We start from the raw sequence: 22,936 nt of genomic DNA on the forward strand, positions 1-22,936 counted from the left end.
CCGGATCAAGGGGGGCGGGCGTCCGACGCCCGCCCCCCTTTCGCTTGTCAGCCCTTCACACAGACGATCTGCTTGAGCTTGGCCACGACCTCGACGAGGTCCCGCTGCTGCTCCATGACCTGCTCGATCGGCTTGTAGGCGGCCGGGATCTCGTCGACCACGCCACGGTCCTTGCGGCACTCCACGCCCCGCGTCTGCTCCGCCAGGTCCTGCTCGGAGAAGCGCTTCTTGGCCTGGTTGCGGCTCATCCGGCGGCCGGCGCCATGGGAGGCGGAGTTGAACGACGCCTCGTTGCCCAGGCCGCGCACGATGTACGAGCCGGTGCCCATCGAGCCCGGGATGATGCCGTACTCGCCGCCGCCCGCGCGGATCGCGCCCTTGCGGGTGACCAGCAGATCGACGCCCTCGTAGGTCTCCTCCGCCACATAGTTGTGGTGGCAGGAGATGACCGGCTCGAACATCGGCTTGGCCTTCTTGAACTCCTTGCGGACCACGTCCTGGAAGAGGGCCATCATGATCTCGCGGTTGTGCCGCGCGTACTCCTGCGCCCAGAACAGGTCGTGCCGGTAGGCCGCCATCTGCGGGGTGTCGGCGATGAAGACCGCCAGGTCCCGGTCGACCAGGTTCTGGTTGTGCGAGAGCTTCCGCGCCTCGCCTATGTGGTACTCCGCCAGCTCCTTGCCGATGTTCCGGGAGCCGGAGTGGAGCATCAGCCAGACCGAATTTGTCTCATCGAGACAGAACTCAACGAAGTGGTTGCCCGATCCGAGCGAACCCATCTGCTTCAGTGCCCGACTCTGACGGAATTTGACCGCTTCCGCGACCCCGTCGAACCGCCCCCAGAAGTCGTCCCACCCGGCCGTCGGCAGCCCGTGCAGCCGGCGCGGGTCCACCGGGTCGTCGTGCATCGCGAAGCCGACCGGGATGGCCTCCTCGATCTTCGACCGCAGCCGGGACAGATCGCCCGGGAGGTCGTTGGCGGTCAGCGACGTCTTCACCGCCGACATGCCGCAGCCGATGTCGACGCCCACCGCCGCCGGGCACACCGCGCCCCGCATGGCGATCACCGAACCGACCGTGGCGCCCTTGCCGAAGTGGACGTCGGGCATCACGGCGAGGCCCTCGATCCACGGCAGAGTGGAGACGTTCCGCAGCTGCTGCATGGCGACGGGCTCGACCGTGGCCGGGTCGGCCCACATACGGATCGGTACCCGGGCGCCGGGCACCTCGGTGTACGTCATAACTACCTCATTCCCCCGAAAAGCGTGGATAACGCAAAAGCCGGACCTCTCATCTCATCCACGACAGCGGGACGGCGGGCGCGGCAGCGCTTGCGGTACACATTGTGTCCAGTCGCCACCCAGCGGCGACAACCGGTTTTCCGGTGGACGCGGGCGAGATTTTCGGTGAGAGGAGCCACGGACAGTGCAGCGAAGGGCATACGCACCGGCAGCCGCACTGGCCTCGGCGGCGGTGTTGTCGACGGTGCTCACCGGGTGCGGCGGAGGGTCCGGGTCCGGTGGCGGGGCCCAGGACCCCAAGCCGGGACAGGCCGGATCGTCGACGGCCGCGGCCGAGCCCGGGAAGTACCACAGCCTCCCCGAGCCGTGCGGCTACGTCAGCCGGGACACGCTGCGGCGGATGCTGCCCGGCGTGGGCGACGGCGACGAGGAGGAGGCCAAGCGGCTCCTCCAGGGCCAGGCGGCGATCACCTATGACACCGACCGCCGCGTGGGCTGCCGCTGGAAGCTGGAGACCCCCAACGGCACCCGCCACCTCTCCGTCGACTTCGAGCGCGTCGTCTCGTACCAGCCGGGGATGAGCGACGAGAACCGGGCCAAGCAGCTCTACCAGCGCCAGGCCACCGCCGCGCACATCCCCAACGCCACCCCCTCCCCCACGACGTCCGCGAGCCCCGGCGGCAGCCCGTCCGCGAGCGCCCGCACCGCCGATCCCGGCCCCGGGCCGCAGCTGGCGGACGCCTCCGTCGCGCCGATGACCCCGTCGGCCGTCCCGTCCGCCGACCCCAAGCTGGCCCCGCGCGTCCTCGACGACCTGGGGGACGACGCCTTCGTCGACGACAAGCTGGCGACGACGGGCTCGGGGGTGCACCGCGATGTGAAGGTGGTCTTCCGCGCCTCGAACGTGCTGGTCACCATCGCCTACGACCAGTGGACGACGGACGCCCTCCACATCCCCAGCAGCCAGGACCTCCAGGGCAAGGCCCATGGCCTCGCCCGTGAACTCGACGCGGGCCACTTCGGGAACTGACACAAGCAGCGGGGGCGCGTTTCGGCGTGGCAGCCGCGTGCGGGCCGCGTACCGTGCCCGTAGGCAAGCCCCCGAGCCCCCGCACCGCCCCCGCCCCGCACCGCCCCCGCGTCACCGACACGAATGAGCGAAGGACCCATGCACCGACCCACAGCCCCGCGACTCGCCCGAATCCTCGCCTGCGCCGCAGTACCGGTGATGCTCGTCGCCACCGGCTGCTCGGACTCCGACTCGGGGTCCAAGAAGAAGGAGTCGGGCAAGCCCTCCGCCCCGGCCACCCCGAGCTCCGCCGCCCCCTCGGTCAAGGCCGCGACGTTCGGCAAGCTGCCGGAGGTGTGCAAGACGCTCTCCGAGAAGACCATCGACAAGCTGGTGCCCAAGGCGGAGAAGAAGGAGGGCAAGGCCCTCCCGTCGAGCGACACCAACGACTCGGCGAGCTGCTTCTGGAGCGGCCTGAACGACGAGGACGTCAAGGACCTCCAGTTCCGCACCCTGACCGTCTCCCTCAAGCGCTTCGCCTCCGACCCGACGCTGGGCACCGGCGAGAAGCGCGCGCAGGACTTCGTGGCGAAGCAGACCTCGGTGGCCACCACCGCGGACGGCGCCAAGGACGCGAAGACGGACAAGGCGTCGGGCATCGGCGACGAGGCCAACGTGGTGGGCACGACCACGAAGAAGGACGACAACGACCACAAGAACGAGACCGTGGTGGCCCGCACGGCGAATGTCGTGATCACGGTCAAGTACAGCGGCGCGGGGCTCCAGGGCGCGAAGACGCCGGACGCCGACGCGCTGAAGAACGGCGCCCAGGACGCGACGAAGGAAGTAGTGACGGCGGTCGCCGCGGCGAACAAGTAGGCGGGAAACAGAGAGGGCCCCGGCCCGGTGACGCTCAGGTCACCGGGCCGGGGCCCCTTCCCGTATGGGCGTTACGCCGCCAGCAGCTTGCGCACCCGGTCCGCCCCGACCGCGAGCAGCAGCGTGGGCAGGCGCGGGCCGGTGTCGCGGCCGACGAGGAGCTGGTAGAGCAGGGCGAAGAACTCGCGCTGCGCGACCTTGAGCTCCGGGGTGGGCTTGGCGTCGGGCTCCAGGCCCGCGAGGACCTTGGGCACGCCGTAGACCAGCGTGGTCAGGCCGTCCAGGGACCAGTGCTCGTCCAGGCCGTCGAGGAGCAGGCGCAGCGAGGCGCGGGACTGCTCGTCGAGCGTGGCGAGGGTCTCGTGGTCGGGCTCGGTGCGGACGACGGTGCGGGACTCGGCGGGGACCTGGTTGTTGATCCAGTGCTCGGCCTTGTCGAGGCGCGGCCGGGTCTCGTCCAGCGAGGTGACCGGGTTCTCGGGGTCGAGGTCGCTGAGGATGCGCAGGGTCTGCTCGTCGTGGCCGGCGGTGATGTCGACGACCGAGGCCAGCGTGCGGTAGGGCAGCGGGCGGGGGGTGGTGGGCAGGTCGCCGGCGGCGGTGCGGACGGCGCGGCTGTGGGCGGCGGCGTCGGCGGGCAGGGCGGTGCCGTCGGCGACCTTGCCGCAGAGCTTGTCCCACTCGTCGTAGAGCCGCTGGATCTCCTGGTCGAAGGCGATCTTGAAGGACTGGTTGGGCCTGCGGCGGGCGTAGAGCCAGCGCAGCAGCGGGGCCTCCATGATCTGGAGGGCGTCGCCGGGGGTGGGGACGCCGCCCTTGGAGGAGGACATCTTGGCCATGCCGCTGATGCCGACGAAGGCGTACATGGGGCCGATGGGCTGCTCGCCGCCGAAGATCGGGCCGACGATCTGGCCGCCGACCTGGAAGGACGAGCCGGGCGAGGAGTGGTCGACGCCGGAGGGCTCGAAGATCACGCCTTCGTAGGCCCAGCGCATGGGCCAGTCGACCTTCCAGACCAGCTTGCCGTGGTCGAACTCCTTGAGGAGGACGGTCTCGGCGTGGCCGCAGGCGGTGCAGGTGTAGGAGAGCTCGGTGGTCTCGTCGTCGTAGGACGTGACCGTGGTGAGGTCCTTGTTGCAGCTGGTGCAGTACGGCTTGTACGGGAAGTAACCGGCGGTGCTCGCGCTGCCGTCGTCCTCGGCGGCGGCGCCGGAGCCCTCGGCGGCTTCGAGCTCGGCCTCGTCGAGGGGCTTCTGCTGCTTCTTGGCCGGCTTGGCCTTGGTGCGGTACTGGTCGAGGATCGCGTCGATGTCGCCGCGGTGCTTCATCGCGTGGAGGATCTGCTCGCGGTAGGCACCCGAGGTGTACTGCTCGGTCTGGCTGATGCCGCGGTACTCGATGCCCAGCTCGTCCAGGGCCTCGATCATGGCGGCCTTGAAGTGCTCGGCCCAGCTGCCGTAGGGGCTGCCGGGGGGCGCCGGGACGGCGGTGAGCGGCTTGCCGATGTGCTCGGCCCAGGACGGGTCGATGCCGGCGGGGACCTTGCGGTAGCGGTCGTAGTCGTCCCACGAGAGGACGTGGACGCACTCGTGGCCGCGGCGGCGGATCTCGTCGGCGACCAGGTGCGGGGTCATGACCTCGCGGAGGTTGCCGAGGTGGATCGGGCCGGAGGGCGACAGGCCGGAGGCGACGACGATGGGTTTGCCGGGGGCGCGGCGCTCACCTTCGGCGATGACCTCGTCGGCGAAACGGGAGACCCAGTCGGCCTCGGTGCTCTGAGCCTGAGCCACGGCACTTCCTTCCTTACGGTCCTGGCATGACCATTGTCCCAGACGACCAGGGTGGCGGTCGGGTTGCCCGAGGGCGAGCGAATTCCGTGGGGCTCTGTGATAGGCGCGTGGGATACTCGGGGGGTTCGAAATGCCGCCTACCGGAATGGCTCCCATCCCATGGCTTCGGTTCCCTCGCTCGCTTCCACGCTCCACCAGCGCATCACGGACGCCCTTTCGGCCGCTCTGCCGGAGGCCGGGGTCGTCGATCCGCTGCTGCGACGAAGCGACCGGGCGGACTTCCAGGCCAACGGCATGCTGGCGCTGGCGAAGAAGCTCAAGGGGAACCCGCGGGAGCTGGCGACGAAGGTCGTCGAGGGGCTGCCGGCGGGCGATGTGATCCAGGACGTCGAGGTCTCGGGCCCGGGCTTCCTCAACATCACGGTGGCCGACGGGGCGATCACGCGGACGCTGGCCGCCCGTGCGGCGGACGACCGCCTGGGTGTCCCGTTCAAGGAGCACCCGGGCACCACGGTGATCGACTGGGCGCAGCCGAACGTGGCGAAGGAGATGCACGTCGGTCATCTGCGTTCCGCGGTGATCGGCGACGCGACCGTGAAGATCCTGGAGTTCACGGGCGAGAAGGTGATCAGCCGCCACCACATCGGTGACTGGGGCACCCAGTTCGGCATGCTCATCCAGTACCTGATCGAGCACCCGCACGAGCTGGACCACAAGGACGGCGCTTCCGGTGAGGAGGCCATGTCCAACCTGAACCGTCTGTACAAGGCGGCGCGGGCGCTGTTCGACGCGGACGCGGAGTTCAAGGAGCGGGCCCGCCGCCGGGTGGTGGATCTGCAGGCCGGGGACGAGGAGACGCTCGCCCTGTGGCAGAGGTTCGTGGACGAGTCGAAGATCTACTTCTACTCGGTCTTCGACAAGCTCGACATGGAGATCCGCGACGAGAACGTCGTCGGCGAGTCGGGTTACAACGACATGCTGGCGGAGACGTGCCGGCTGCTGGAGGAGTCGCGCGTCGCGGTCCGTTCGGAGGGCGCGCTGTGCGTGTTCTTCGAGGACGTGAAGGGCCCGGACGGCAACCCCGTGCCGCTGATCGTGCAGAAGTCGGACGGCGGTTACGGCTACGCGGCCACCGACCTGTCCGCGATCCGCGACCGGGTGCAGAACCTCGAGGCGAGCACGCTGCTGTACGTGGTGGACGCCCGGCAGGCGCTGCACTTCAAGATGGTCTTCGAGACGGCCCGCCGGATCGGCTGGCTGAACGAGGACGTCCACGCGGTGCAGCTGGCGTTCGGCACGGTGCTGGGCAAGGACGGCAAGCCTTTCAAGACCCGTGAGGGCGAGACGGTCCGGCTGGTGGACCTGCTGGACGAGGCGATCGACCGGGCGGGTGCCGTGGTCCGGGAGAAGGCCCGGGACCTGACCGAGGAGGAGATCGCCGAGCGTGCCGCGCAGGTGGGCATCGGCGCCGTGAAGTACGCGGACCTGTCGACCTCGGCTGCCCGGGACTACAAGTTCGACCTGGACCAGATGGTGTCCCTCAACGGTGACACCTCCGTGTACCTCCAGTACGCGTTCGCCCGTATCCAGTCGATCCTGCGCAAGGCGGGCGAGGCGGGCCCGGTCGCGCACCCGGAGCTGCCGCTGGCCCCGGCCGAGCGTGCCCTGGGTCTGCACCTGGACCAGTTCGCGGCGACGGTGGCGGAGGCGGCCGAGGAGTACGCGCCGCACAAGCTGGCCGGGTACCTCTACCAGCTGGCTTCGCTGTACACGACGTTCTACGACCAGTGCCCGGTGCTGAAGGCCGAGTCGCCGGAGCTGGTGGAGAACCGTCTGTTCCTCTGCGATCTGACGGCCCGTACGCTCCACCGGGGCATGGCGCTGCTCGGTATCCGTACGCCCGAGCGTCTCTGAGGCATCAGCCGGCCCCGAGCTCGAACCAGATGAGCTTGCCGACCAGCCCCTGGGGCTGGTCGCGCAGGGCGAAGCCGCCCCAGCTGTCGGCGCACCACTGCACCAGGCCCAGCCCCCGGCCCTGCTCGGCGCTGTTCTCGGCGTCGGGCAGGGTGACGCCGTCGAGGGCGGGGAGGCGGGGGTTGGTGTCCCAGACGGCGACTCTGACGCGGTCGCCCTCGCGTTTGACGCGTACGGAGGCGGGTCCGTCGGAGTAGCGGTAGGCGTTGGTGACCAGCTCCGAGGTGAGGAGCTCGGCGGTGTCGGCGAGTTCCAGGAAGCCGTGTTCCTCGAAGATGGTGCGCAGGGTGCGGCGCGCGATGCACGGCGCCATGGGGTCCGAGGGGACCTGAAGCGTGTACTCCCAGTCGTCCGTGAGTTCGGGGTCATGGCTCATGCACGCCTCCGGGGGATGAGCGCCGCGATAAGCGCCGGGGTAAGCGACCTGACACACACGGTAGTCATGGTCGGATCGTGTACGCCGCGCCTCCGTCATTTCGCCAAGACTCGACCTGTGTGGGTGACGATCGTGAACTATGCGCCTCCTCTCGCGTGAGCTGCGCAAACGCGAGGCAAAGGCGAGTGGTTCGCAGGCCGGGTACGACAATGGCGGCGTTCCGGGGCCTCGTCGGCCGGGGAACGCCGCCATCGCGCTGTGTGACGGACCGGGTGGTGGGGGCGGCTAGAGCTGCCGCGCGACCTCCGTGGCCCAGTAGGTGAGGATCATGTTGGCGCCGGCGCGCTTGATGCCCGTCAGGGTCTCCATGATGGCGCGGTCGCGGTCGATCCAGCCGTTGGCGGCGGCGGCCTCGACCATCGCGTACTCGCCGGAGATCTGGTAGGCGGCGACGGGCACGTCGACGCTCTCGGCGACCTTGGCGAGGACGTCGAGGTAGGGCAGGGCGGGCTTGACCATGACCATGTCGGCGCCCTCGGCGAGGTCGAGCGCGAGCTCGCGCATCGACTCGCGGAGGTTGGCCGGGTCCTGCTGGTACGTCTTGCGGTCGCCCTGCAGCGAGGAGCCGACGGCCTCGCGGAACGGGCCGTAGAACGCGGAGGCGTACTTGGCGGTGTAGGCGAGGATCGACACGTCCTCGTGACCGGTCTGGTCGAGGGCGTCACGGATGACGCCGACCTGGCCGTCCATCATGCCGCTGGGGCCCACGACGTGGACGCCGGCGTCGGCCTGGACCTGCGCCATCTCGGCGTAGCGCTCCAGCGTCGCGTCGTTGTCGACGCGGCCGTCGGCGTCGAGGACGCCGCAGTGGCCGTGGTCGGTGTACTCGTCCAGGCAGAGGTCGGACATGATGACGAGGTCGTCGCCGACCTCGGCCTTCACATCGCGGATGGCGACCTGGAGGATGCCGTCGGGGTCGGTGCCGGCGGTGCCGAGGGCGTCCTTCTTGGCCTCCTCGGGCACGCCGAAGAGCATGATCCCGGCGACGCCCGCCTCCAGCGCCTCGACGGCGGCCTTGCGGAGGGTGTCGCGGGTGTGCTGGACGACCCCGGGCATGGCCGAGATCGGCACCGGTTCGGCCGCGCCCTCCCGCACGAAGGCGGGGAGGATCAGGTCGGACGGGTGCAGCCGGTGCTCCGCGACCATCCGGCGCATGGCCGGGGTGGTGCGGAGCCGCCGGGGCCGGGACCCCGGGAACGTGCCGTACGTGGTGCTCAACTCCGTGCCCTTCTGCGCGATCCGGGCCGCCGCTCGCTCGGGCGGGTGACCGGGTCGCCGGCCTCCAGGGCCGCGTCGCGCCGGGCCGCGCCGAACTCCGCGAGCGCCTCGGCCAGCTTGTGCACCGAGGGCTCGGGCGACAGCACGTCCACCCGCAGGCCGTGTTCCTCCGCGGTCTTGGCGGTGGCGGGGCCGATGCAGGCGATGACGGTGACATTGTGCGGCTTGCCGGCGATGCCGACGAGGTTCCGCACGGTGGAGGACGAGGTGAACAGCACGGCGTCGAAGCCGCCGCCCTTGATCGCCTCGCGGGTCTCGGCCGGCGGCGGCGAGGCGCGCACGGTCCGGTAGGCCGTGACGTCGTCGACCTCCCAGCCCAGCTCGATCAGGCCGGCCACCAGGGTCTCGGTGGCGATGTCGGCGCGGGGGAGGAAGACGCGGTCGATCGGGTCGAAGACCGGGTCGTAGGGGGGCCAGTCCTCCAGGAGGCCGGCCGCCGACTGCTCGCCGGAGGGGACGAGGTCGGGCTTCACACCGAACTCGATCAGCGACCTGGCGGTCTGCTCGCCGACGGCGGCGACCTTGATGCCGGCGAAGGCGCGGGCGTCGAGGCCGTACTCCTCGAACTTCTCGCGGACGGCCTTGACGGCGTTGACCGACGTGAAGGCGATCCACTCGTAGCGGCCGGTGACCAGGCCCTTGACCGCGCGCTCCATCTGCTGCGGGGTGCGCGGGGGCTCCACGGCGATGGTGGGGACCTCGCTGGGCACGGCGCCGTAGGAGCGCAGCTGGTCGGAGAGCGAGGCGGCCTGCTCCTTGGTGCGCGGGACGAGCACGTTCCAGCCGAAGAGCGGCTTGGACTCGAACCACGACAGCCGCTCGCGCTGCTCGGCAGCGCTGCGCTCGCCGACCACGGCTATGACGGGCTGGGCGCCGTCGGCGGTGGGCAGCACCTTGGCGGCCTTCAGCGTCTGCTGGAGGGTGCCGAGGGTGGCCGTCCAGGTGCGCTGGCGGGTGGTGGTGCCGGCGACGGTGACGGTCAGCGGGGTGTCGGCCTTGCGGCCGGCGGCCACGAGCTCGCCGGCGGCGGCGACGACCGAGTCGAGGGTGGTGGAGACCACCGCCGTCACCTCGCTCGCGCCGACCTCGGCCCAGCAGGTGGCGGAGGCGGTGCGGGCGTCCACGAAGCGGACGTCGCCGCCGCGGCCGTCGCGCAGCGGCACGCCGGCGTAGGCGGGCACGCCGACGGCGGTGGCGACGCCGGGCACGACCTCGAAGGTGATGCCCTCGTTGGCGCAGGCCAGCATCTCCTCGGCGGCGTCGCCGTCGAGGCCGGGGTCGCCGAGCACCGCACGGACGACCCGCTTGCCGCCGCGCGCGGCCGTCATGACAAGATTGGCGGTGTCCCTGAGAACGGAGACGTCAGCGGTTTTTGACGCCTCGTCGGTCACTGTCTGGACAGGCATGTCCACGGTGCTGCGGGCGTGCGTACGCACCACGTCGAGCACCTGCGGATCGGCGATCAGGACGTCCGCGGCCGCCAGCGCCTCCACGGCACGGAGCGTCAGCAGGCCCGGGTCTCCGGGGCCGGCACCGAGGAAGGTGACGTGCCCGTGCGCGGGGTGGTTCGGGGCGGTGGGGTTCAAAGTGCTCGCTCCCCCATAAGACCGGCCGCACCCTTGTCGAGCATCTCGGCGGCGAGAGCGCGGCCGAGGGCAAGGGCGTCCTGGTGGGACGCGGGTACGGGACCGGTGGTGGACAGCTGCACCAGCGTGGAGCCGTCGGTCGTGCCGACGACGCCGCGCAGGCGCATTTCGGTGACAGCCCCCTCGTCGCCCCGGAAGTCGGCGAGCGCACCCACGGGTGCGCTGCATCCGGCTTCCAGAGCGGCGAGCAGGGACCGCTCGGCGATGACGGCGAGCCGCGTGTGCGGATCGTCGAGCTCGGCGAGCGTGGCGGCGAGGGGTGCGTTGGTCACGGCGCACTCGATCGCCAGGGCCCCCTGGCCGGGGGCGGGCAAAACGGTGTCGGGCGTAAGGAACTGGGTCGCCTCGTCGATCCGGCCGATCCGGTTGAGCCCGGCGGCGGCCAGCACGACGGCGTCCAGCTCGCCGTTGGTGACGAAGCCGACGCGGGTGTCGATGTTCCCGCGGATCGGCACGGTCTCGATCCGGCGGCCGAGCGCGCGGGCCCAGGCGTTGAGCTGGGCCATGCGGCGCGGCGAGCCGGTGCCGACCTTCGCACCCTCGGGGAGGGTCTCGAAGGTCAGGCCGTCGCGGGCGACCAGCACGTCGCGCGGGTCCTCGCGGAGCGGGATCGCGGCGAGGGCGAGGTCGTCGGGCTGGCTGGTCGGCAGGTCCTTGAGCGAGTGGACGGCGAAGTCGATCTCGCCCGCGAGCAGCGCGTCGCGCAGCGCGGAGACGAAGACGCCGGTGCCGCCGATCTGGGCGAGGGCCTCGCGCGAGACGTCACCGTAGGTGGTGATCTCGACGAGCTCGACCGGGCGGCCGGTGAGCCGTCGTACGGACTCGGCCACCATCCCGGACTGGGCCATGGCCAGCTTGCTGCGCCGGGTGCCCAGTCGCAGGGGCGCCGTGGCGGTGGTGTCGTTCATGCCGACTCCCGTGCTGTGGTGGGGCGACCGTGTTGCGGGTCCGCCTTGCTGACGGCGGCGACCGCCTGCGGGTCGAGGTCGAAGAGCTCCCGCAGGGCGTCGGCGTAGCCCGCGCCGCCGGGGGTCGAGGCGAGTTCCTTGACCCGCACGGTGGGTGCGTGGAGGAGCTTGTCGACGACGCGGCGCACGGTCTGGGTGATCTCCGCGCGCTGCTTGTCGTCCAGGTCGGGCAGCCGGCCGTTGAGCCGGGCCATCTCCCCGGCCACGACGTCGGCCGCCATGCTGCGCAGGGCCACCACGGTGGGCGTGATGTGCGCGGCGCGCTGGGCGGCGCCGAAGGCGGCGACCTCGTCGGAGACGATGGTGCGCACCTGGTCGACGTCGGCGGCCATGGGGGCGTCGGCGGAGGCTTCCGCCAGGGTCTCGATGTCGACGAGCCGGGCGCCTTCCAGGCGGTGGACGGCGGCGTCGATGTCGCGGGGCATGGCGAGGTCGAGCAGGGCGAGGTCCTCGTCGGCGCGCGCCTCCACGGCGCCCTGGCCGGCGCGGCCCGCGAGGGCTTCGCGGACGACGTCGATCGTCAGCACCAGGCCCGTCGCGCCCGTGCATGACACCACGATGTCGGCGATCGCCAGCTCCGCGGGCACGGCGGTCATCTCCACCGCCTTCGCCGTGACGGCGCCGGGGGCGCCCGGGGCGGTGAGGATCTCGGCGAGCCGCTCCGCGCGCTCGACCGTGCGGTTGGCGATCGCCACGTGGGCGACGCCCGCGCGCGCGAGCGTGGCGGCCGCGAGCGAGGACATCGAGCCGGCGCCGATGACCAGGGCGCGCTTGCCCGCGACCCAGTCGGCCACCGGGGCGCCGGAGGCGAGGCGCTCCAGGCCGAAGGTCACCAGCGACTGGCCGGCCTTGTCGATGCCGGTCTCGCTGTGGGCGCGCTTGCCGACCCGCAGGGCCTGCTGGAACAGGTCGTTCAGCAGCCGGCCGGCGGTGTGGAGCTCCTGGCCGAGGGCGAGGGCGTCCTTGATCTGGCCGAGGATCTGGCCCTCGCCGACGACCATGGAGTCGAGCCCGCACGCCACCGAGAAGAGGTGGTGGACGGCCCGGTCCTCGTAGTGCACGTAGAGATACGGAGTGAGCTCGTCCAGGCTGACGCCCGAGTGCCGGGCGAGGAGCGTGGACAGCTCGGCCACACCGGCGTGGAACTTGTCCACGTCGGCGTAGAGCTCGATGCGGTTGCAGGTGGCCAGCACCGCCGCCTCGGTGGCGGGCTCGGCGGCCAGCGCGTCGTGCGCGAGACGGGCCTGCGTCTCGCGCGCGAGCGCGGCGCGCTCCAGCACGCTCACCGGCGCGCTGCGGTGGCTGAGGCCGACGACCAGGAGACTCATGCCGGCATCACGGCGGGGACGTCCCCCTCCGGTCCCTTTCCGCCGCCCGCGGCGGGGGCCGAGGCGCGCGCGGGCGCGCCGGGGCGGGCCGCCGCGGCGGCCGCGGGGCCGCTCTCCTCACCGGCCTTGCGCTGCTCGTGGAAGGCGAGGATCTGCAGCTCGATGGAGAGGTCGACCTTGCGGACGTCCACGCCGTCGGGCACGGACAGCACGGTCGGCGCGAAGTTGAGGATCGAGGTGATCCCGGCGGCGACGAGCCGGTCGCAGACCTGCTGGGCGGCGCCGGCCGGGGTCGCGATGACGCCGATGGAGACGCCGTTGTCGCGGATGATCGACTCGAGTTCGTCGGTGTGCCGCACGGGCAGCCCGGCGACCGGCTTGCCGGCCATCGCGGGGTCGGCGTCGATCAGGGCCGCGACGCGGAAGCCGCGGGAGGCGAAGCCGCCGTAGTTGGCGAGGGCCGCGCCGAGGTTTCCGATGCCGACGATGACGACCGGCCAGTCCTGGGTGAGGCCGAGCTCGCGCGAGATCTGGTAGACGAGGTACTCCACGTCGTAGCCCACGCCGCGGGTGCCGTACGAGCCGAGGTAGCTGAAGTCCTTGCGCAGCTTGGCGGAGTTCACGCCCGCCGCGGCGGCCAGCTCCTCGGAGGAGACCGTGGGGACCGAGCGCTCGGAGAGCGCGGTCAGCGCGCGCAGATACAGCGGTAGCCGGGCGACGGTGGCCTCGGGGATCCCTCGGCTTCGGGTCGCCGGTCGGTGAGTTCGGCCAGTTGCCACGGTGCTCCTGCGGGTAGAGCGGGGCTGCGGGCAGCGCCTTGTCCCAGAACCGCCCTGTTGAACGCAGGCTATGCCTTTGTGAACGCGTGCACAAAGATGGTGTCCGATTTGCCCGGCCAAAGTGATGGGTGTCACGCGGTGATTCCCGTCAAGGCGGGAACCATGGACGACGACACCACGACTGCCACTGCGGCCACTCGCGCACCAGGAGCGGACCGACGGGGTCATGACCGTCCACCCCTTTCCCCGGCCGGGCCGTTTCCTCCCGGACGTCAACAAAACGCCCACGATGGTAGTCGACTCAGGCATCCATCACGCCCACGCGCGGGAGCGCGGCCGCCTGCCAGAATGGCCGGCATGAGTCCGCTCCTGCGCCGCGGCGCCCGCAAGAACCCGGCCGACAGCGTCGTGACGCTGATCGGCAAGCCCGGCTGCCACCTGTGCGACGACGCCGAGGCCGTGATCGCCGAGATCTGCGGCGAGCTGGGCGCCCGCTGGGAGAAGAAGGACATCACCCAGGACGAGGAGCTCCACCGCAAGTACTGGGAGCAGATCCCGGTGATCCTCGTCGACGGCGCCCAGCACGACTTCTGGCGGGTGAACCCGGCCCGGCTGCGCAAGGCCCTCGGCGCCTGACGACCCTCCGCGCACCCCCGGCGACCAGCGCGGCCGCCCACTCCGTCACCGCCCCGACGCACAGAGTTCACGCCATCACGGCGGAGGGGACTCCGGTTACCCCGAACAAACTGGCTATGCTCGCGGCATGGCCGTACTCGGATGGCTCACTTACCGCAGGCGTTCCGCCACCGCACGCAGCGTGCTGGCAGGCGAGGCGGCGGCGGAGGCAGCCCGCAAGTCCGCCCAGGAGAACGAAGAGGCCCTGGCCGGGGGCCCCACCGCGCCCCCGGAGCCCGAGCCCGAGTTCCCCGTCGTGGGCGACGAGAAGGCCGCCGCGTTCTTCGACCTGGACAATACGGTCATGCAGGGCGCCGCGATGTTCCACTTCGGCCGCGGCCTCTACAAGCGCCACTTCTTCGGCAAGCGCGAGCTCGCCCGCTTCGCCTGGCAGCAGACCTGGTTCCGGCTCGCGGGCATCGAGGACCCCGAGCACGTCCAGGAGGCCCGCGACAGCGTCCTGTCGATCGTGAAGGGCCACCGCGTCTCCGAGCTGATGACCATCGGCGAGGAGATCTACGACGAGTACATGGCCGAGCGCATCTGGCCCGGCACCCGCGCCCTCGCCCAGGCGCACCTGGACGCGGGCCAGAAGGTGTGGCTGGTCACCGCCGCCCCCGTCGAGACCGCGACGATCGTCGCGCGCCGGCTGGGCCTGACCGGCGCGCTGGGCACGGTCGCCGAGTCGGTCGGCGGCGTCTACACGGGCAAGCTGGTCGGCGAGCTGCTGCACGGCCCGGCCAAGGCCGAGGCCGTCCGCGCCCTGGCCGCCGCCGAGGGCCTGGACCTCGCCCACTGCGCCGCCTACAGCGACTCGGCCAACGACATCCCGATGCTCTCGCTCGTCGGCCACCCCTACGCGGTCAACCCCGACGGCCGGCTGCGCAAGCACGCCCGCGAGCACGGCTGGCGGCTGCGCGACTACCGGACGGGCCGCAAGGCCGCGAAGATCGGCATCCCCGCCGCGGCGGGCCTCGGCGCCCTCGCGGGCGGCGCGGCCGCCGGCATCGCGCTGCACCGCCGCCGTCGCTGAACCCGGCCCCGCCGCACCCGAGTTGTCACCGCGACGCCGGGCCCGGATTCCGGGCCCGGCGTCCTCATGTGCCCACCCACGGCGGGGTGGGCCTCCATCACCGGTACGGGCGACGTTTCGGCGCGCCTCCTCGCCACTGCCCGTAACCGCCTTGATCGCACAGGCAATCCTTTTGTCATACCCCCACATGGCCCCCGACAGTCCTCGCGTGTCCGGATTGCCACAACACGCTGCCCAATCGGCCACACCCTCGCCAAATTCAGTCAACTACCGTTTGTAGTTCGATATTTGGTCGGCCATGAACCGTAAGAAGATCGAACGGAAACGATGATTTAGGCAACTCGGTGTAGCGCTGCCTGTACGAAGGGTTATTCTCCTCAGACGCAAGCCGGTACCCGCTTGTCCCTACGACGAGTGAACGGTCCCGCACTGCACGTGATGGAAGCTCTGCCTCTGGGAGTCCCGTGTACCCACACGTCGGGGTTGACGCCTCGGGCCTGGCTACGCTGCGCGCAGCGGTCCTCGACCGTCTGCGCGTCTTCGTCCCCACCGCGTACGCCGTCCCCGCCTTCGCCACGCTCGCCCCCGTAGCGGTGGGCGGTCATGCCGGCCCCTGCTACGCCCTCGCCGAGAGCGGCGCGGCCGTCGGCAGACGAACCCGCCGAGGAGCCGCCACCGCCACGTCCACCACCCCCCGCCGCCCCAGCGCCGACAGCGACAGCGCCCGCATGCTCGACCTGGTCGAGCGCGCCCAGGCCGGCGAGGCCGAGGCCTTCGGCCGGCTCTACGACCAGTACGCCGACACCGTCTACCGCTACATCTACTACCGCGTGGGCGGCCGGGCCACCGCCGAGGACCTGACCAGCGAGACCTTCCTGCGCGCCCTGCGCCGCATCGGCACCTTCACCTGGCAGGGCCGCGATTTCGGCGCCTGGCTGGTGACCATCGCCCGCAATCTGGTCGCGGACCACTTCAAGTCCTCCCGCTTCCGGCTGGAGGTGACCACCGGCGAGATGCTCGACGCCAACGAGGTCGAGCGCAGCCCGGAGGACTCGGTCCTCGAATCCCTTTCCAACGCCGCCCTGTTGGAGGCGGTCCGCAAGCTCAATCCACAGCAGCAGGAATGCGTCACCCTCCGCTTCCTCCAGGGCCTCTCGGTCGCCGAGACCGCCCGGGTGATGGGCAAGAACGAGGGCGCGATCAAGACCCTCCAGTACCGGGCCGTGCGCACCCTGGCCCGGCTCCTCCCGGACGACGCCCGCTGACGCCCACCGCCCCTCGCCGGGCCCCCGCCGGGGCCCTTGCCCGGACCCCCTGACCGGACCGACCGACCGGACCCCTCACCGACCCGATGTCTGGATTCACTCACCGGCGGCCACCTCTCTCCGGCCGCGTAACCCGACTGCCGCGCCACTCGTTGTCCGGGATGCAGACTTCCCCAAGGCGCTTCATGACCGTATTCACTCACTCGATCGAGTGGATGCGCTCATGTCGTGCAACCCTTCAGGTGCCCCGGGGAGTCGACCGTCATGACGAGAGGAGGTGCCGCCTGTGATCGCGAATGTATCGGCGCACCGGCGGGCGAACGCCTTCGCCCAGGCCCTGGAGGACCAGGAAGTCCAGGGTGCTGCGGCCGCACAGTCCGACCCATCGCTGGAAGACACCGAGCACGCAAGGCTGTTGGCGCTGACGGGCGGCCTCGGCGCGCTGCCGGCCCCCCAGCTGGACGCCGAGGTCAAAACCGTCCAGCGGGCGCAGCTGATCGCCGCCATGGAGGCGCAGTTCGCCGGGGGCGGCGCCGTTCCGGCGCAGCGCTCCGGGCGGGGTGCCCACCGGGCGCTGAGTCGGCTCAGGCCGCGCTCCCGCTGGTCCAAGGGGCTCGCCGCGGGCGGTCTCACGGTCGGCGTGGCGGCGGGGGCCTTCGGCGGCGTGGCCGCCGCGAGCTCCGGCGCCCTGCCCGGTGACACCCTCTACGGGCTCAAGCGCGGCATGGAGGACCTCAAGCTCGGCATGGCCGACGGCGATTCCGACCGCGGCGGGCTCTTCCTCGACCAGGCGTCGACGCGCCTGCAGGAGGCCAACCGCCTGATGGAGCGCGGCCGCTCCGGCCAGCTCGACCACGAGTCGCTGACGGAGATCCGCCGCACCCTCGCCGGGATGCAGCACGACGCCGCCGAGGGCCACCGGCTGCTGCACGGCGTCTACCAGCGCGACGGCTCGCTGGGCGCGATCCAGCGGCTCTCCTCGTTCACCGCCTCGCACCGCGAGGGCTGGAGCAGGCTGCGCGAGCGGCTCCCCGTCCAGCTCACCGACGTCGGCAACGGCGTCTCCTCCGTGCTCGACGCCATAGACGACGAGGTCGAGCCGCTGCGCGGGCTGCTCCACGAGAAGCAGGGCAAGCACGGCGGCGAGGCGGGCCCGTCGGGGGCCGCCCGCCAGGGCTCCCCCGGCAGCAGCGGGCAGGACAGCCCCGCGCCGAGCACCAAGGCCCCGGCCACGGCCGACGGCAAGCACCCCAGCGGCAAGCCGGCCCAGTCCTCCCCCAGCAACCGGGACGAGCACGAGGGCCTGCTGGGCGGCACGGGCCTGCTCCAGCCGTCGTCGGGTACGGAGGGCTCGGGCTCGGACCGGTCGGCGCACGGCAAGGACGGCAAGCCGTCCAAGCAGCCCGACATCACCATCCCCCCGCTGCTGCCGAACATCCTCCCGGGGCTCGGCATCCACGGGGAGGACGACAAGTAGTCCGGCCTTCCGGCGGCCTTCGGCGGTCGGTGCTCTTCGGCGGTCGGTGTTCTTCGGATCTCTTTCGGATCTAGAAGAACACCGACCGCCTTTGCACAAGCAGCTTGTAAAGCGTGTGCTGAATCGTTTCCCGGACCTGGTCCGTGAGGTTGAACATCAGCATCGGGTCGTCCGCGGCCTCCGGCGAATAGCCGTCCGTGGGGATGGGCTCCCCGAACTGGATCGTCCACTTCGTGGGCAGCGGCACCAGCCCCAGCGGCCCCAGCCAGGGCCAGGACGGCGTGAGCGGGAAGTACGGGATGCCCAGCAGCCGCGCGACCGTCTTGGAGTTGCCGAGCATCGGGTAGATCTCCTCCGCCCCGACGATCGAGCAGGGCACGATGGGCGCCCCGGCACGCAGTGCCGTCTGGACGAAGCCGCCCCGCCCGAAGCGCTGGAGCTTGTACCGGTCGGAGAACGGCTTCCCGATCCCCTTGAAGCCCTCCGGCATCACCCCCACCACCTCGCCGCGCTCCAGCAGCGTCTGGGCGTCCTCGGTGCAGGCGAGGGTGTGGCCGAGCTTCCGGGAGAGCTCGTTGATCAGCGGCAGCATGAAGACCAGATCGGCGGCGAGCATCCGCACGTTCCGCCCGGCCGGGTGGTGGTCGTGGACGGCGACCTGGAGCATCAGGCCGTCCACGGGGAGTGTGCCGGAGTGGTTGGCGACGATCAGCGCCGCGCCCTTCTCCGGGATGTTCTCGATGCCCTTCACCTCGACCCGGAAGTACTTCTCCTTGAAGGGCCGCAACAGCGACATGATCACCTGGTCGGTGAGCTCCTGGTCGTAGCCGAAGTCGTCGACCTCGTACTCGCCGGTGACACGGCGGCGCAGGAAGTTCAGCCCGTGGGCCAGCTTCCGCTCCCAGCCGCCGGCCCCGGCGGCCGCCCCTGCCGGGGCCCCGGCGGCGGCACCGTCCCCGGCCTGCTCCTGGCGGCCTTCCTGGCCGGTGCGGGCCCGCTCCTCCTCCCGCTGGGCGGGCACGGGCGCGAGCGCCGTCGGCACCCGGCCCGTCCGGCCACGGGCCGTGCGGCCCGGCCGCCGCTTGGCCCGGGGCTCCTCGCCGAACGGAATGACCTTCGCATCGGCCATGGTGCGTGCGCTCCTCAGTTCTGGCCGCTGCCGGCAGGCATCAGCGCGGCGATCCGGTCGACGGTACGGGCGAGGGTCTCGGGCGGCAGCAGACCCGGGCCGCGACTGCGCGCGAAGTCCGCGAAGGCCTCCGGGGTGGAGTACCGGGGACGGAAACCCAGGGTCTCGCGCATCTGCGTGGTCTCGACGACACGGCCGTGGGTGAGGAGCCGGACCTGCTCGGGCGAGAAGTCCAGGGCGCCGACCGACCGCAGCGCGGAGCCGACCCAGGTGACGGTCGGCAGGAAGAAGGGGAGCGTGGGGCGCCCGAGGCGCCTGGCGGCCTGTGAGAGCAGCAGGACGCCGTCCCCGGCGATATTGAACGTGCCGCTGTTGAGCGTGGACCTGGCGGGCTCCCCGGCGGCCATCCGGAGCACCTCGATGGCGTCGTCCTCGTGGACGAACTGCAGCCGGGGGTCGAAGCCCAGCACGGTGGGCAGCACGGGCAGCGAGAAGTACTCCGCCAGCGGCGAGTCGGCGCAGGGCCCCAGGATGTTCGCGAAGCGCAGCACGCACACGGCCACGTCCGGCCGGCGGCGGGCGAAGCCGCGGACATAGCCCTCGACCTCGACGACGTCCTTGGCGAAGCCACCGCTGGGCAGCGACTTGGGCGGCGTGGACTCGGTGAAGACCGCGGGATCGCGGGGGGCGGAACCGTACACGTTCGTGCTGGACTTGATCACCAGCCGCTTGACGGACGGGGTCTTCTGGCAGGCACCGAGCAGCTGCATGGTGCCGATGACGTTGGTCTCCTTGACCGAGGCCCGGCTGCCGCGCTTGCCCAGCGGGGTGCCGTTGACGTCCATGTGGATCACGGTGTCGACGGAGTGCTCCGCCAGGACCCTGCCGATCGTCGGGTGGCGGATGTCCGCCCGTAGGAAATCGGCCCCGCCGAGATGGTGCTCGGGTGGCACCGCGTCCACCCCGATGACGCGGTCGACGTCGGGCTCGCGCTGGACGCGGCGGACGAACCGTCCGCCCAGCTGCCGTGCGACTCCGGTGACGAGCACGACCTTGCCCAAGATCAGCGCCTTCCTTCCCACGTCTGTCCCACGCCTGGAGAGACGAGCGGTGCCCTGTCGCGGCCACCGTAGCGGGTCGTTGTTGCACTGTGACGACCGCCGGGAGGACCGGGCGTCATTTCAAGCCGTAGCGAAGGCTTCACTCACCGCAACGCACCGCAGCCCTCCCACCGTGACCGGTGGAAGGGCTGCGGGTCGAGCACAGCGGCGCTGCTTACTTCTTGTTGCGACGCTGAACACGCGTGCGCTTGAGCAGCTTGCGGTGCTTCTTCTTGGCCATCCGCTTGCGCCGCTTCTTGATAACAGAGCCCACGACTACCCTCGCTTACATCGATTCACTCGGTGCGGGGCGTCCGAGCCCACACGACCTACATCGGGCCAGCCTACCCGGCACCGGGCGATCAGCGTAATCCAGGGCCCCCGTCAGGCTGTTTCCACCCCCACGTAGGACTCTCGGAGGTACTCGTGCACCGCTTGTTCTGGGACCCGGAACGACCTGCCCACCCGGATCGCCGGCAGATGACCGCTGTGCACCAGCCGGTACACGGTCATCTTGGAGACTCGCATCACCGCGGCGACCTCCGCCACGGTAAGGAACACGACCTCGTTGAGAGGCCTTTCGCCAGCAGCCATGACACACCTGAACCTTCCGCACATGACGCGCACCGGCTTCCCCTCCGGTGACTCCTCGTCGCTGCGCGCTCACTCCCCAGGTTAGGGGCGGGTGATGCGAGTGGGGAAGAGGAGCAGCCATCGGCCGCCTACTGTGACAGACACGCTCGATTGAGTACATAGCGAGTAAGCGGTCGGTAGTAATCAGACCGCACAGTGTCATCAAGCGGAACGGCGACGGACACTCGCCCCTCGGCCTCTCCGACGAACAGCGCGGGGTCGTCCGAGTCCGCCAGCCCGATGGCCTCAATGCCCAGCTGACCTGCCCCGCAGACCCATCCGTGGTCCCCGATGACCAAGGCCGGCAACGGCCCGCCCGACCCCGCCGCGACGTCAAGCACGGTACGAACCGGGAGAGGTGAATGAGTATGCGCGCCGGGCTCACTTCCGGGAGCCCGTGCGCCGGGTTCGCGCACCATCGCGACTCCTTGGGCGTAGTGAAGGTTGTACGTGCGTACGCCGAACCGGGTCGTTATGTCGACACTTCGACCCTGCGCCGGGGTGAGGACATCGCATCCCGCCGCCGACAGGGCGGCGGCCAAGGAGGCGTAGAAGCCCAGGAGCGGGTGGGGGTGACCGGTGCCCAGGAGCACGGGAGCGCCCGACGCGGCCGCCGTCGCGAGCCGATCGGCGAAGGCATCGAGTGCCACCAGCGTGCGGTCCGGATCGATCGCATCCTGCCCGGAAGTGTGCTTGGGATCGGCCGAAACTCCACACCTTTGGGTCATGAGTTGCAACAACTCGGGGAAACGCCAGTCGGATTCAGGCTCCAACCCGATCAGCACCCGTGGGTCCCGGGCGGCGAACAACCGGTAGCGGCTCAGGTTCCGCTCCCTGGGCGTGGCGACGGCCCCCGCCAGGTGGGTGACGAGGAGATGATCGCGGAGCGCGTGACGGGTCAGCACGAGGCCGATGGTCGCGGACGGGAACGGTGGGGGGGCGGGAATTCGGGACGGCGTCCCACGCGAGGGCTAACGGGAGTTGGGGGGCGGGGGCGACCGAGTGAGACTCAGGGAAGGAGGCCGTGGGCGGGGAAGACCGCCTTGCGGGTGGCGAGGATCGCCTGGTCCAGCCGGTCGGCCGGGTCGTACCCCGACTCCTCGAACGAGCGCCACTCCGGCTCACGACCATCCGTCATCCTCATCGGCCCCAACTGCGCCGTGCGGCGGAACACTTCACTCCGCCACAGGTCCGGCACGGACGACGCGGGGTCCACCGGCCGGTCGGCGGCGATGGCCACCAGGTGGGTCCACGACCGCGGCACCACATCCGTCACGGCGTACCCACCGCCCCCGAGAGCCACCCAACGGCCGTCGGCATGACGATGTGCCAACTCATGGCAGGCGACCGCCACATGGCGCTGTGCGTCCAGCGAGACGGCCAGATGCGCCAGCGGATCCTCGAAGTGGGTGTCGGCCCCGTGCTGGGTCACCAGCACCTGCGGCCGGAAGGCCGCCAGGAGCTCGGGGACGACCGCGTGGAAGGCCCGCAGCCACCCGGCGTCCCCCGTGCCCGCCGGCAGCGCCACGTTCACCGCGCTGCCCTCGGCGCCCGGGGCGCCCGTCTCCGTCGGCCAGCCGGTCTGCGGGAAGAGCGTCTGAGGGTGCTCGTGGAGGGAGATCGTCAGGACGCGCGGGTCCTCCCAGAACGCCGCCTGGACGCCGTCGCCGTGGTGGACGTCCACGTCCACATAGGCCACCCGCTCGGCGCCGAGCTCGAGCAGCCGGGCGATCGCCAGGGCCGCGTCGTTGTAGACGCAGAAGCCGGATGCCGCGCCGGGCATGGCGTGGTGCAGCCCGCCGGCGAAGTTCACGGCGTGCGGCACCTCCCCCCGCCATACGGCCTCGGCGGCCCCCACGGACTGCCCGGCGATGAGCGCCGCGGCATCGTGCATCCCCGCGAACGCCGGGTCGTCGACGGTTCCGAGCCCGTAGGACATGTCGGCGGACGCCGGATCGGCCGAGGCGGCCCGGACAGCGGCGATGTAGTCGGGGCGGTGCACGAGCCGCAGAGTGGACTCGCCGGCGGGCGGCGCGGAGACGACACGCACGGCCCGGTCCAGCTCGAATGCCTCGACCAGCCGCATGGTCAGGGCGAGGCGTACGGGATCCATGGGATGCCCGGGGCCGAAGTCATAGCCGGTTACCGCTTCGTCCCACATCAGCTGTGCGTGACTGCTGCTCGTGCCGATCGTGCCGCTCATGGCGGCAACGGTATCGGGATCTCTGGCGTCGGTAAACGCAAGAAAGCCCTGGTGGGTAACCCCACCAGGGCTTTCTCTAAAAGGAGTTCGGCG

At 71.1% G+C, this 22,936-nt stretch carries 21 protein-coding genes; 7 read left to right on the plus strand and 14 right to left on the minus strand.

Going from position 1 to position 22,936, the window contains the following annotated elements; genetic code table 11:
• Positions 1-47: 47 nt before the first annotated feature.
• A complete protein-coding gene (locus tag IE096_RS28845) occupies positions 48-1,241 on the minus strand; it encodes an RtcB family protein (protein WP_189456669.1) in 1,194 nt (397 codons plus the stop codon).
• 184 nt (positions 1,242-1,425) lie between these two features.
• On the opposite strand from IE096_RS28845, the gene IE096_RS28850 reads away from it, so the two are divergent.
• Entirely contained in the window at positions 1,426-2,271 is an 846-nt protein-coding gene (locus IE096_RS28850) for a hypothetical protein (protein WP_189456671.1), read from the plus strand.
• Positions 2,272-2,409: 138 nt separating this feature from the next.
• Complete coding sequence (locus IE096_RS28855) at positions 2,410-3,129, plus strand: DUF3558 domain-containing protein (protein WP_189456673.1); 720 nt, start codon at positions 2,410-2,412, stop codon at positions 3,127-3,129.
• Positions 3,130-3,200: 71 nt separating this feature from the next.
• On the opposite strand, the gene lysS is transcribed toward IE096_RS28855, so the two are convergent.
• Entirely contained in the window at positions 3,201-4,919 is a 1,719-nt protein-coding gene (gene lysS / locus IE096_RS28860; RefSeq protein WP_189456675.1) for a lysine--tRNA ligase, read from the minus strand.
• Between the two features lie 159 nt (positions 4,920-5,078).
• Here lysS and argS point away from each other — a divergent pair, with 159 nt between their 5' ends.
• Positions 5,079-6,833 carry an arginine--tRNA ligase gene (argS, locus tag IE096_RS28865; protein WP_189456677.1) on the plus strand — a complete coding sequence of 585 codons (1,755 nt, stop codon included), beginning with the start codon at positions 5,079-5,081 and terminating at the stop codon, positions 6,831-6,833.
• Positions 6,834-6,837: 4 nt separating this feature from the next.
• Here argS and IE096_RS28870 read toward each other — a convergent pair whose 3' ends face one another.
• From IE096_RS28870 to IE096_RS28895, 6 genes are all read right to left on the minus strand, one after another.
• Positions 6,838-7,269: an ATP-binding protein gene (locus IE096_RS28870; RefSeq protein WP_126914822.1), complete on the minus strand. Its 432-nt coding sequence runs from the start codon at positions 7,267-7,269 to the stop codon at positions 6,838-6,840.
• Between the two features lie 285 nt (positions 7,270-7,554).
• Positions 7,555-8,547 (minus strand): porphobilinogen synthase, encoded by a 993-nt coding sequence (hemB, locus tag IE096_RS28875; RefSeq protein WP_189456679.1) that lies wholly within the window; start codon positions 8,545-8,547, stop codon positions 7,555-7,557.
• Positions 8,544-10,193 carry a bifunctional uroporphyrinogen-III C-methyltransferase/uroporphyrinogen-III synthase gene (locus IE096_RS28880; RefSeq protein ID WP_189456681.1) on the minus strand — a complete coding sequence of 550 codons (1,650 nt, stop codon included), beginning with the start codon at positions 10,191-10,193 and terminating at the stop codon, positions 8,544-8,546. The genes hemB and IE096_RS28880 overlap by 4 nt, the downstream gene beginning before the upstream one ends.
• The gene (gene hemC, locus IE096_RS28885; protein WP_189456683.1) at positions 10,190-11,161 is read right to left on the minus strand and encodes a hydroxymethylbilane synthase; all 972 of its coding nucleotides are present in this window, start codon (positions 11,159-11,161) and stop codon (positions 10,190-10,192) included. Before hemC ends, IE096_RS28880 begins: the two co-directional genes overlap by 4 nt.
• The gene (locus IE096_RS28890; RefSeq protein ID WP_189456684.1) at positions 11,158-12,549 is read right to left on the minus strand and encodes a glutamyl-tRNA reductase; all 1,392 of its coding nucleotides are present in this window, start codon (positions 12,547-12,549) and stop codon (positions 11,158-11,160) included. The genes hemC and IE096_RS28890 overlap by 4 nt, the downstream gene beginning before the upstream one ends.
• The gene (locus IE096_RS28895; protein ID WP_189456686.1) at positions 12,546-13,328 is read right to left on the minus strand and encodes a redox-sensing transcriptional repressor Rex; all 783 of its coding nucleotides are present in this window, start codon (positions 13,326-13,328) and stop codon (positions 12,546-12,548) included. Before IE096_RS28895 ends, IE096_RS28890 begins: the two co-directional genes overlap by 4 nt.
• A gap of 348 nt (positions 13,329-13,676) precedes the next feature.
• On the opposite strand from IE096_RS28895, the gene IE096_RS28900 reads away from it, so the two are divergent.
• The 4 genes from IE096_RS28900 to IE096_RS28915 all read left to right on the plus strand — a co-directional run bounded on the left by IE096_RS28900 (position 13,677) and on the right by IE096_RS28915 (position 17,778).
• Positions 13,677-13,964: a glutaredoxin family protein gene (locus IE096_RS28900; RefSeq protein ID WP_373298219.1), complete on the plus strand. Its 288-nt coding sequence runs from the start codon at positions 13,677-13,679 to the stop codon at positions 13,962-13,964.
• 127 nt (positions 13,965-14,091) lie between these two features.
• Positions 14,092-15,036 (plus strand): HAD family hydrolase, encoded by a 945-nt coding sequence (locus IE096_RS28905; RefSeq protein ID WP_189456690.1) that lies wholly within the window; start codon positions 14,092-14,094, stop codon positions 15,034-15,036.
• Positions 15,037-15,500: 464 nt separating this feature from the next.
• Positions 15,501-16,301, plus strand: coding sequence for an ECF subfamily RNA polymerase sigma factor, BldN family (locus IE096_RS28910; RefSeq protein ID WP_126914830.1), 801 nt, complete (start codon positions 15,501-15,503; stop codon positions 16,299-16,301).
• A 286-nt stretch (positions 16,302-16,587) separates the two neighbouring features.
• Positions 16,588-17,778 carry a DUF5667 domain-containing protein gene (locus IE096_RS28915; protein WP_189456692.1) on the plus strand — a complete coding sequence of 397 codons (1,191 nt, stop codon included), beginning with the start codon at positions 16,588-16,590 and terminating at the stop codon, positions 17,776-17,778.
• Positions 17,779-17,848: 70 nt separating this feature from the next.
• Here the strand turns inward: IE096_RS28915 and IE096_RS28920 are convergent, their stop codons facing one another.
• The 6 genes from IE096_RS28920 to IE096_RS28945 form a co-directional block, all read right to left on the minus strand.
• Positions 17,849-18,907, minus strand: a complete 1,059-nt coding sequence (locus IE096_RS28920) for a lysophospholipid acyltransferase family protein (RefSeq protein WP_189456694.1) — start codon at positions 18,905-18,907, stop codon at positions 17,849-17,851.
• Positions 18,908-18,921: 14 nt separating this feature from the next.
• Positions 18,922-19,968: an NAD-dependent epimerase/dehydratase family protein gene (locus tag IE096_RS28925; RefSeq protein WP_189456696.1), complete on the minus strand. Its 1,047-nt coding sequence runs from the start codon at positions 19,966-19,968 to the stop codon at positions 18,922-18,924.
• Between the two features lie 214 nt (positions 19,969-20,182).
• A complete protein-coding gene (locus tag IE096_RS28930) occupies positions 20,183-20,281 on the minus strand; it encodes a 30S ribosomal protein bS22 (protein WP_003948845.1) in 99 nt (32 codons plus the stop codon).
• 110 nt (positions 20,282-20,391) lie between these two features.
• On the minus strand, positions 20,392-20,601 hold the full coding sequence (locus tag IE096_RS28935) for a helix-turn-helix domain-containing protein (RefSeq protein ID WP_067299677.1): 210 nt from the start codon (positions 20,599-20,601) through the stop codon (positions 20,392-20,394).
• A 128-nt stretch (positions 20,602-20,729) separates the two neighbouring features.
• Positions 20,730-21,545 carry a phosphatase gene (locus IE096_RS28940; protein WP_189456698.1) on the minus strand — a complete coding sequence of 272 codons (816 nt, stop codon included), beginning with the start codon at positions 21,543-21,545 and terminating at the stop codon, positions 20,730-20,732.
• Between the two features lie 104 nt (positions 21,546-21,649).
• Positions 21,650-22,843 carry an acetoin utilization protein AcuC gene (locus IE096_RS28945; protein ID WP_229820675.1) on the minus strand — a complete coding sequence of 398 codons (1,194 nt, stop codon included), beginning with the start codon at positions 22,841-22,843 and terminating at the stop codon, positions 21,650-21,652.
• Positions 22,844-22,936: the final 93 nt, after the last annotated feature.

The sequence above is a fragment of the Streptomyces abikoensis genome, assembly GCF_014648775.1.
Lineage (GTDB): Bacteria > Actinomycetota > Actinomycetes > Streptomycetales > Streptomycetaceae > Streptomyces > Streptomyces abikoensis.

Coding starts and splice junctions, on each gene's coding strand:
- IE096_RS28845 (WP_189456669.1), bottom strand. CDS start 1,241: ATGACGTACACCGAGGTGCCCGGCGCCCGGGTACCGATCCGTATGTGG.
- hemC (WP_189456683.1), bottom strand. CDS start 11,161: ATGAACGACACCACCGCCACGGCGCCCCTGCGACTGGGCACCCGGCGC.
- IE096_RS28920 (WP_189456694.1), bottom strand. CDS start 18,907: ATGGCCGATGCGAAGGTCATTCCGTTCGGCGAGGAGCCCCGGGCCAAG.
- IE096_RS28870 (WP_126914822.1), bottom strand. CDS start 7,269: ATGAGCCATGACCCCGAACTCACGGACGACTGGGAGTACACGCTTCAG.
- IE096_RS28855 (WP_189456673.1), top strand. CDS start 2,410: ATGCACCGACCCACAGCCCCGCGACTCGCCCGAATCCTCGCCTGCGCC.
- IE096_RS28890 (WP_189456684.1), bottom strand. CDS start 12,549: ATGAGTCTCCTGGTCGTCGGCCTCAGCCACCGCAGCGCGCCGGTGAGC.
- IE096_RS28945 (WP_229820675.1), bottom strand. CDS start 22,843: ATGAGCGGCACGATCGGCACGAGCAGCAGTCACGCACAGCTGATGTGG.
- argS (WP_189456677.1), top strand. CDS start 5,079: ATGGCTTCGGTTCCCTCGCTCGCTTCCACGCTCCACCAGCGCATCACG.
- IE096_RS28905 (WP_189456690.1), top strand. CDS start 14,092: ATGGCCGTACTCGGATGGCTCACTTACCGCAGGCGTTCCGCCACCGCA.
- IE096_RS28900 (WP_373298219.1), top strand. CDS start 13,677: ATGGCCGGCATGAGTCCGCTCCTGCGCCGCGGCGCCCGCAAGAACCCG.
- IE096_RS28935 (WP_067299677.1), bottom strand. CDS start 20,601: ATGGCTGCTGGCGAAAGGCCTCTCAACGAGGTCGTGTTCCTTACCGTG.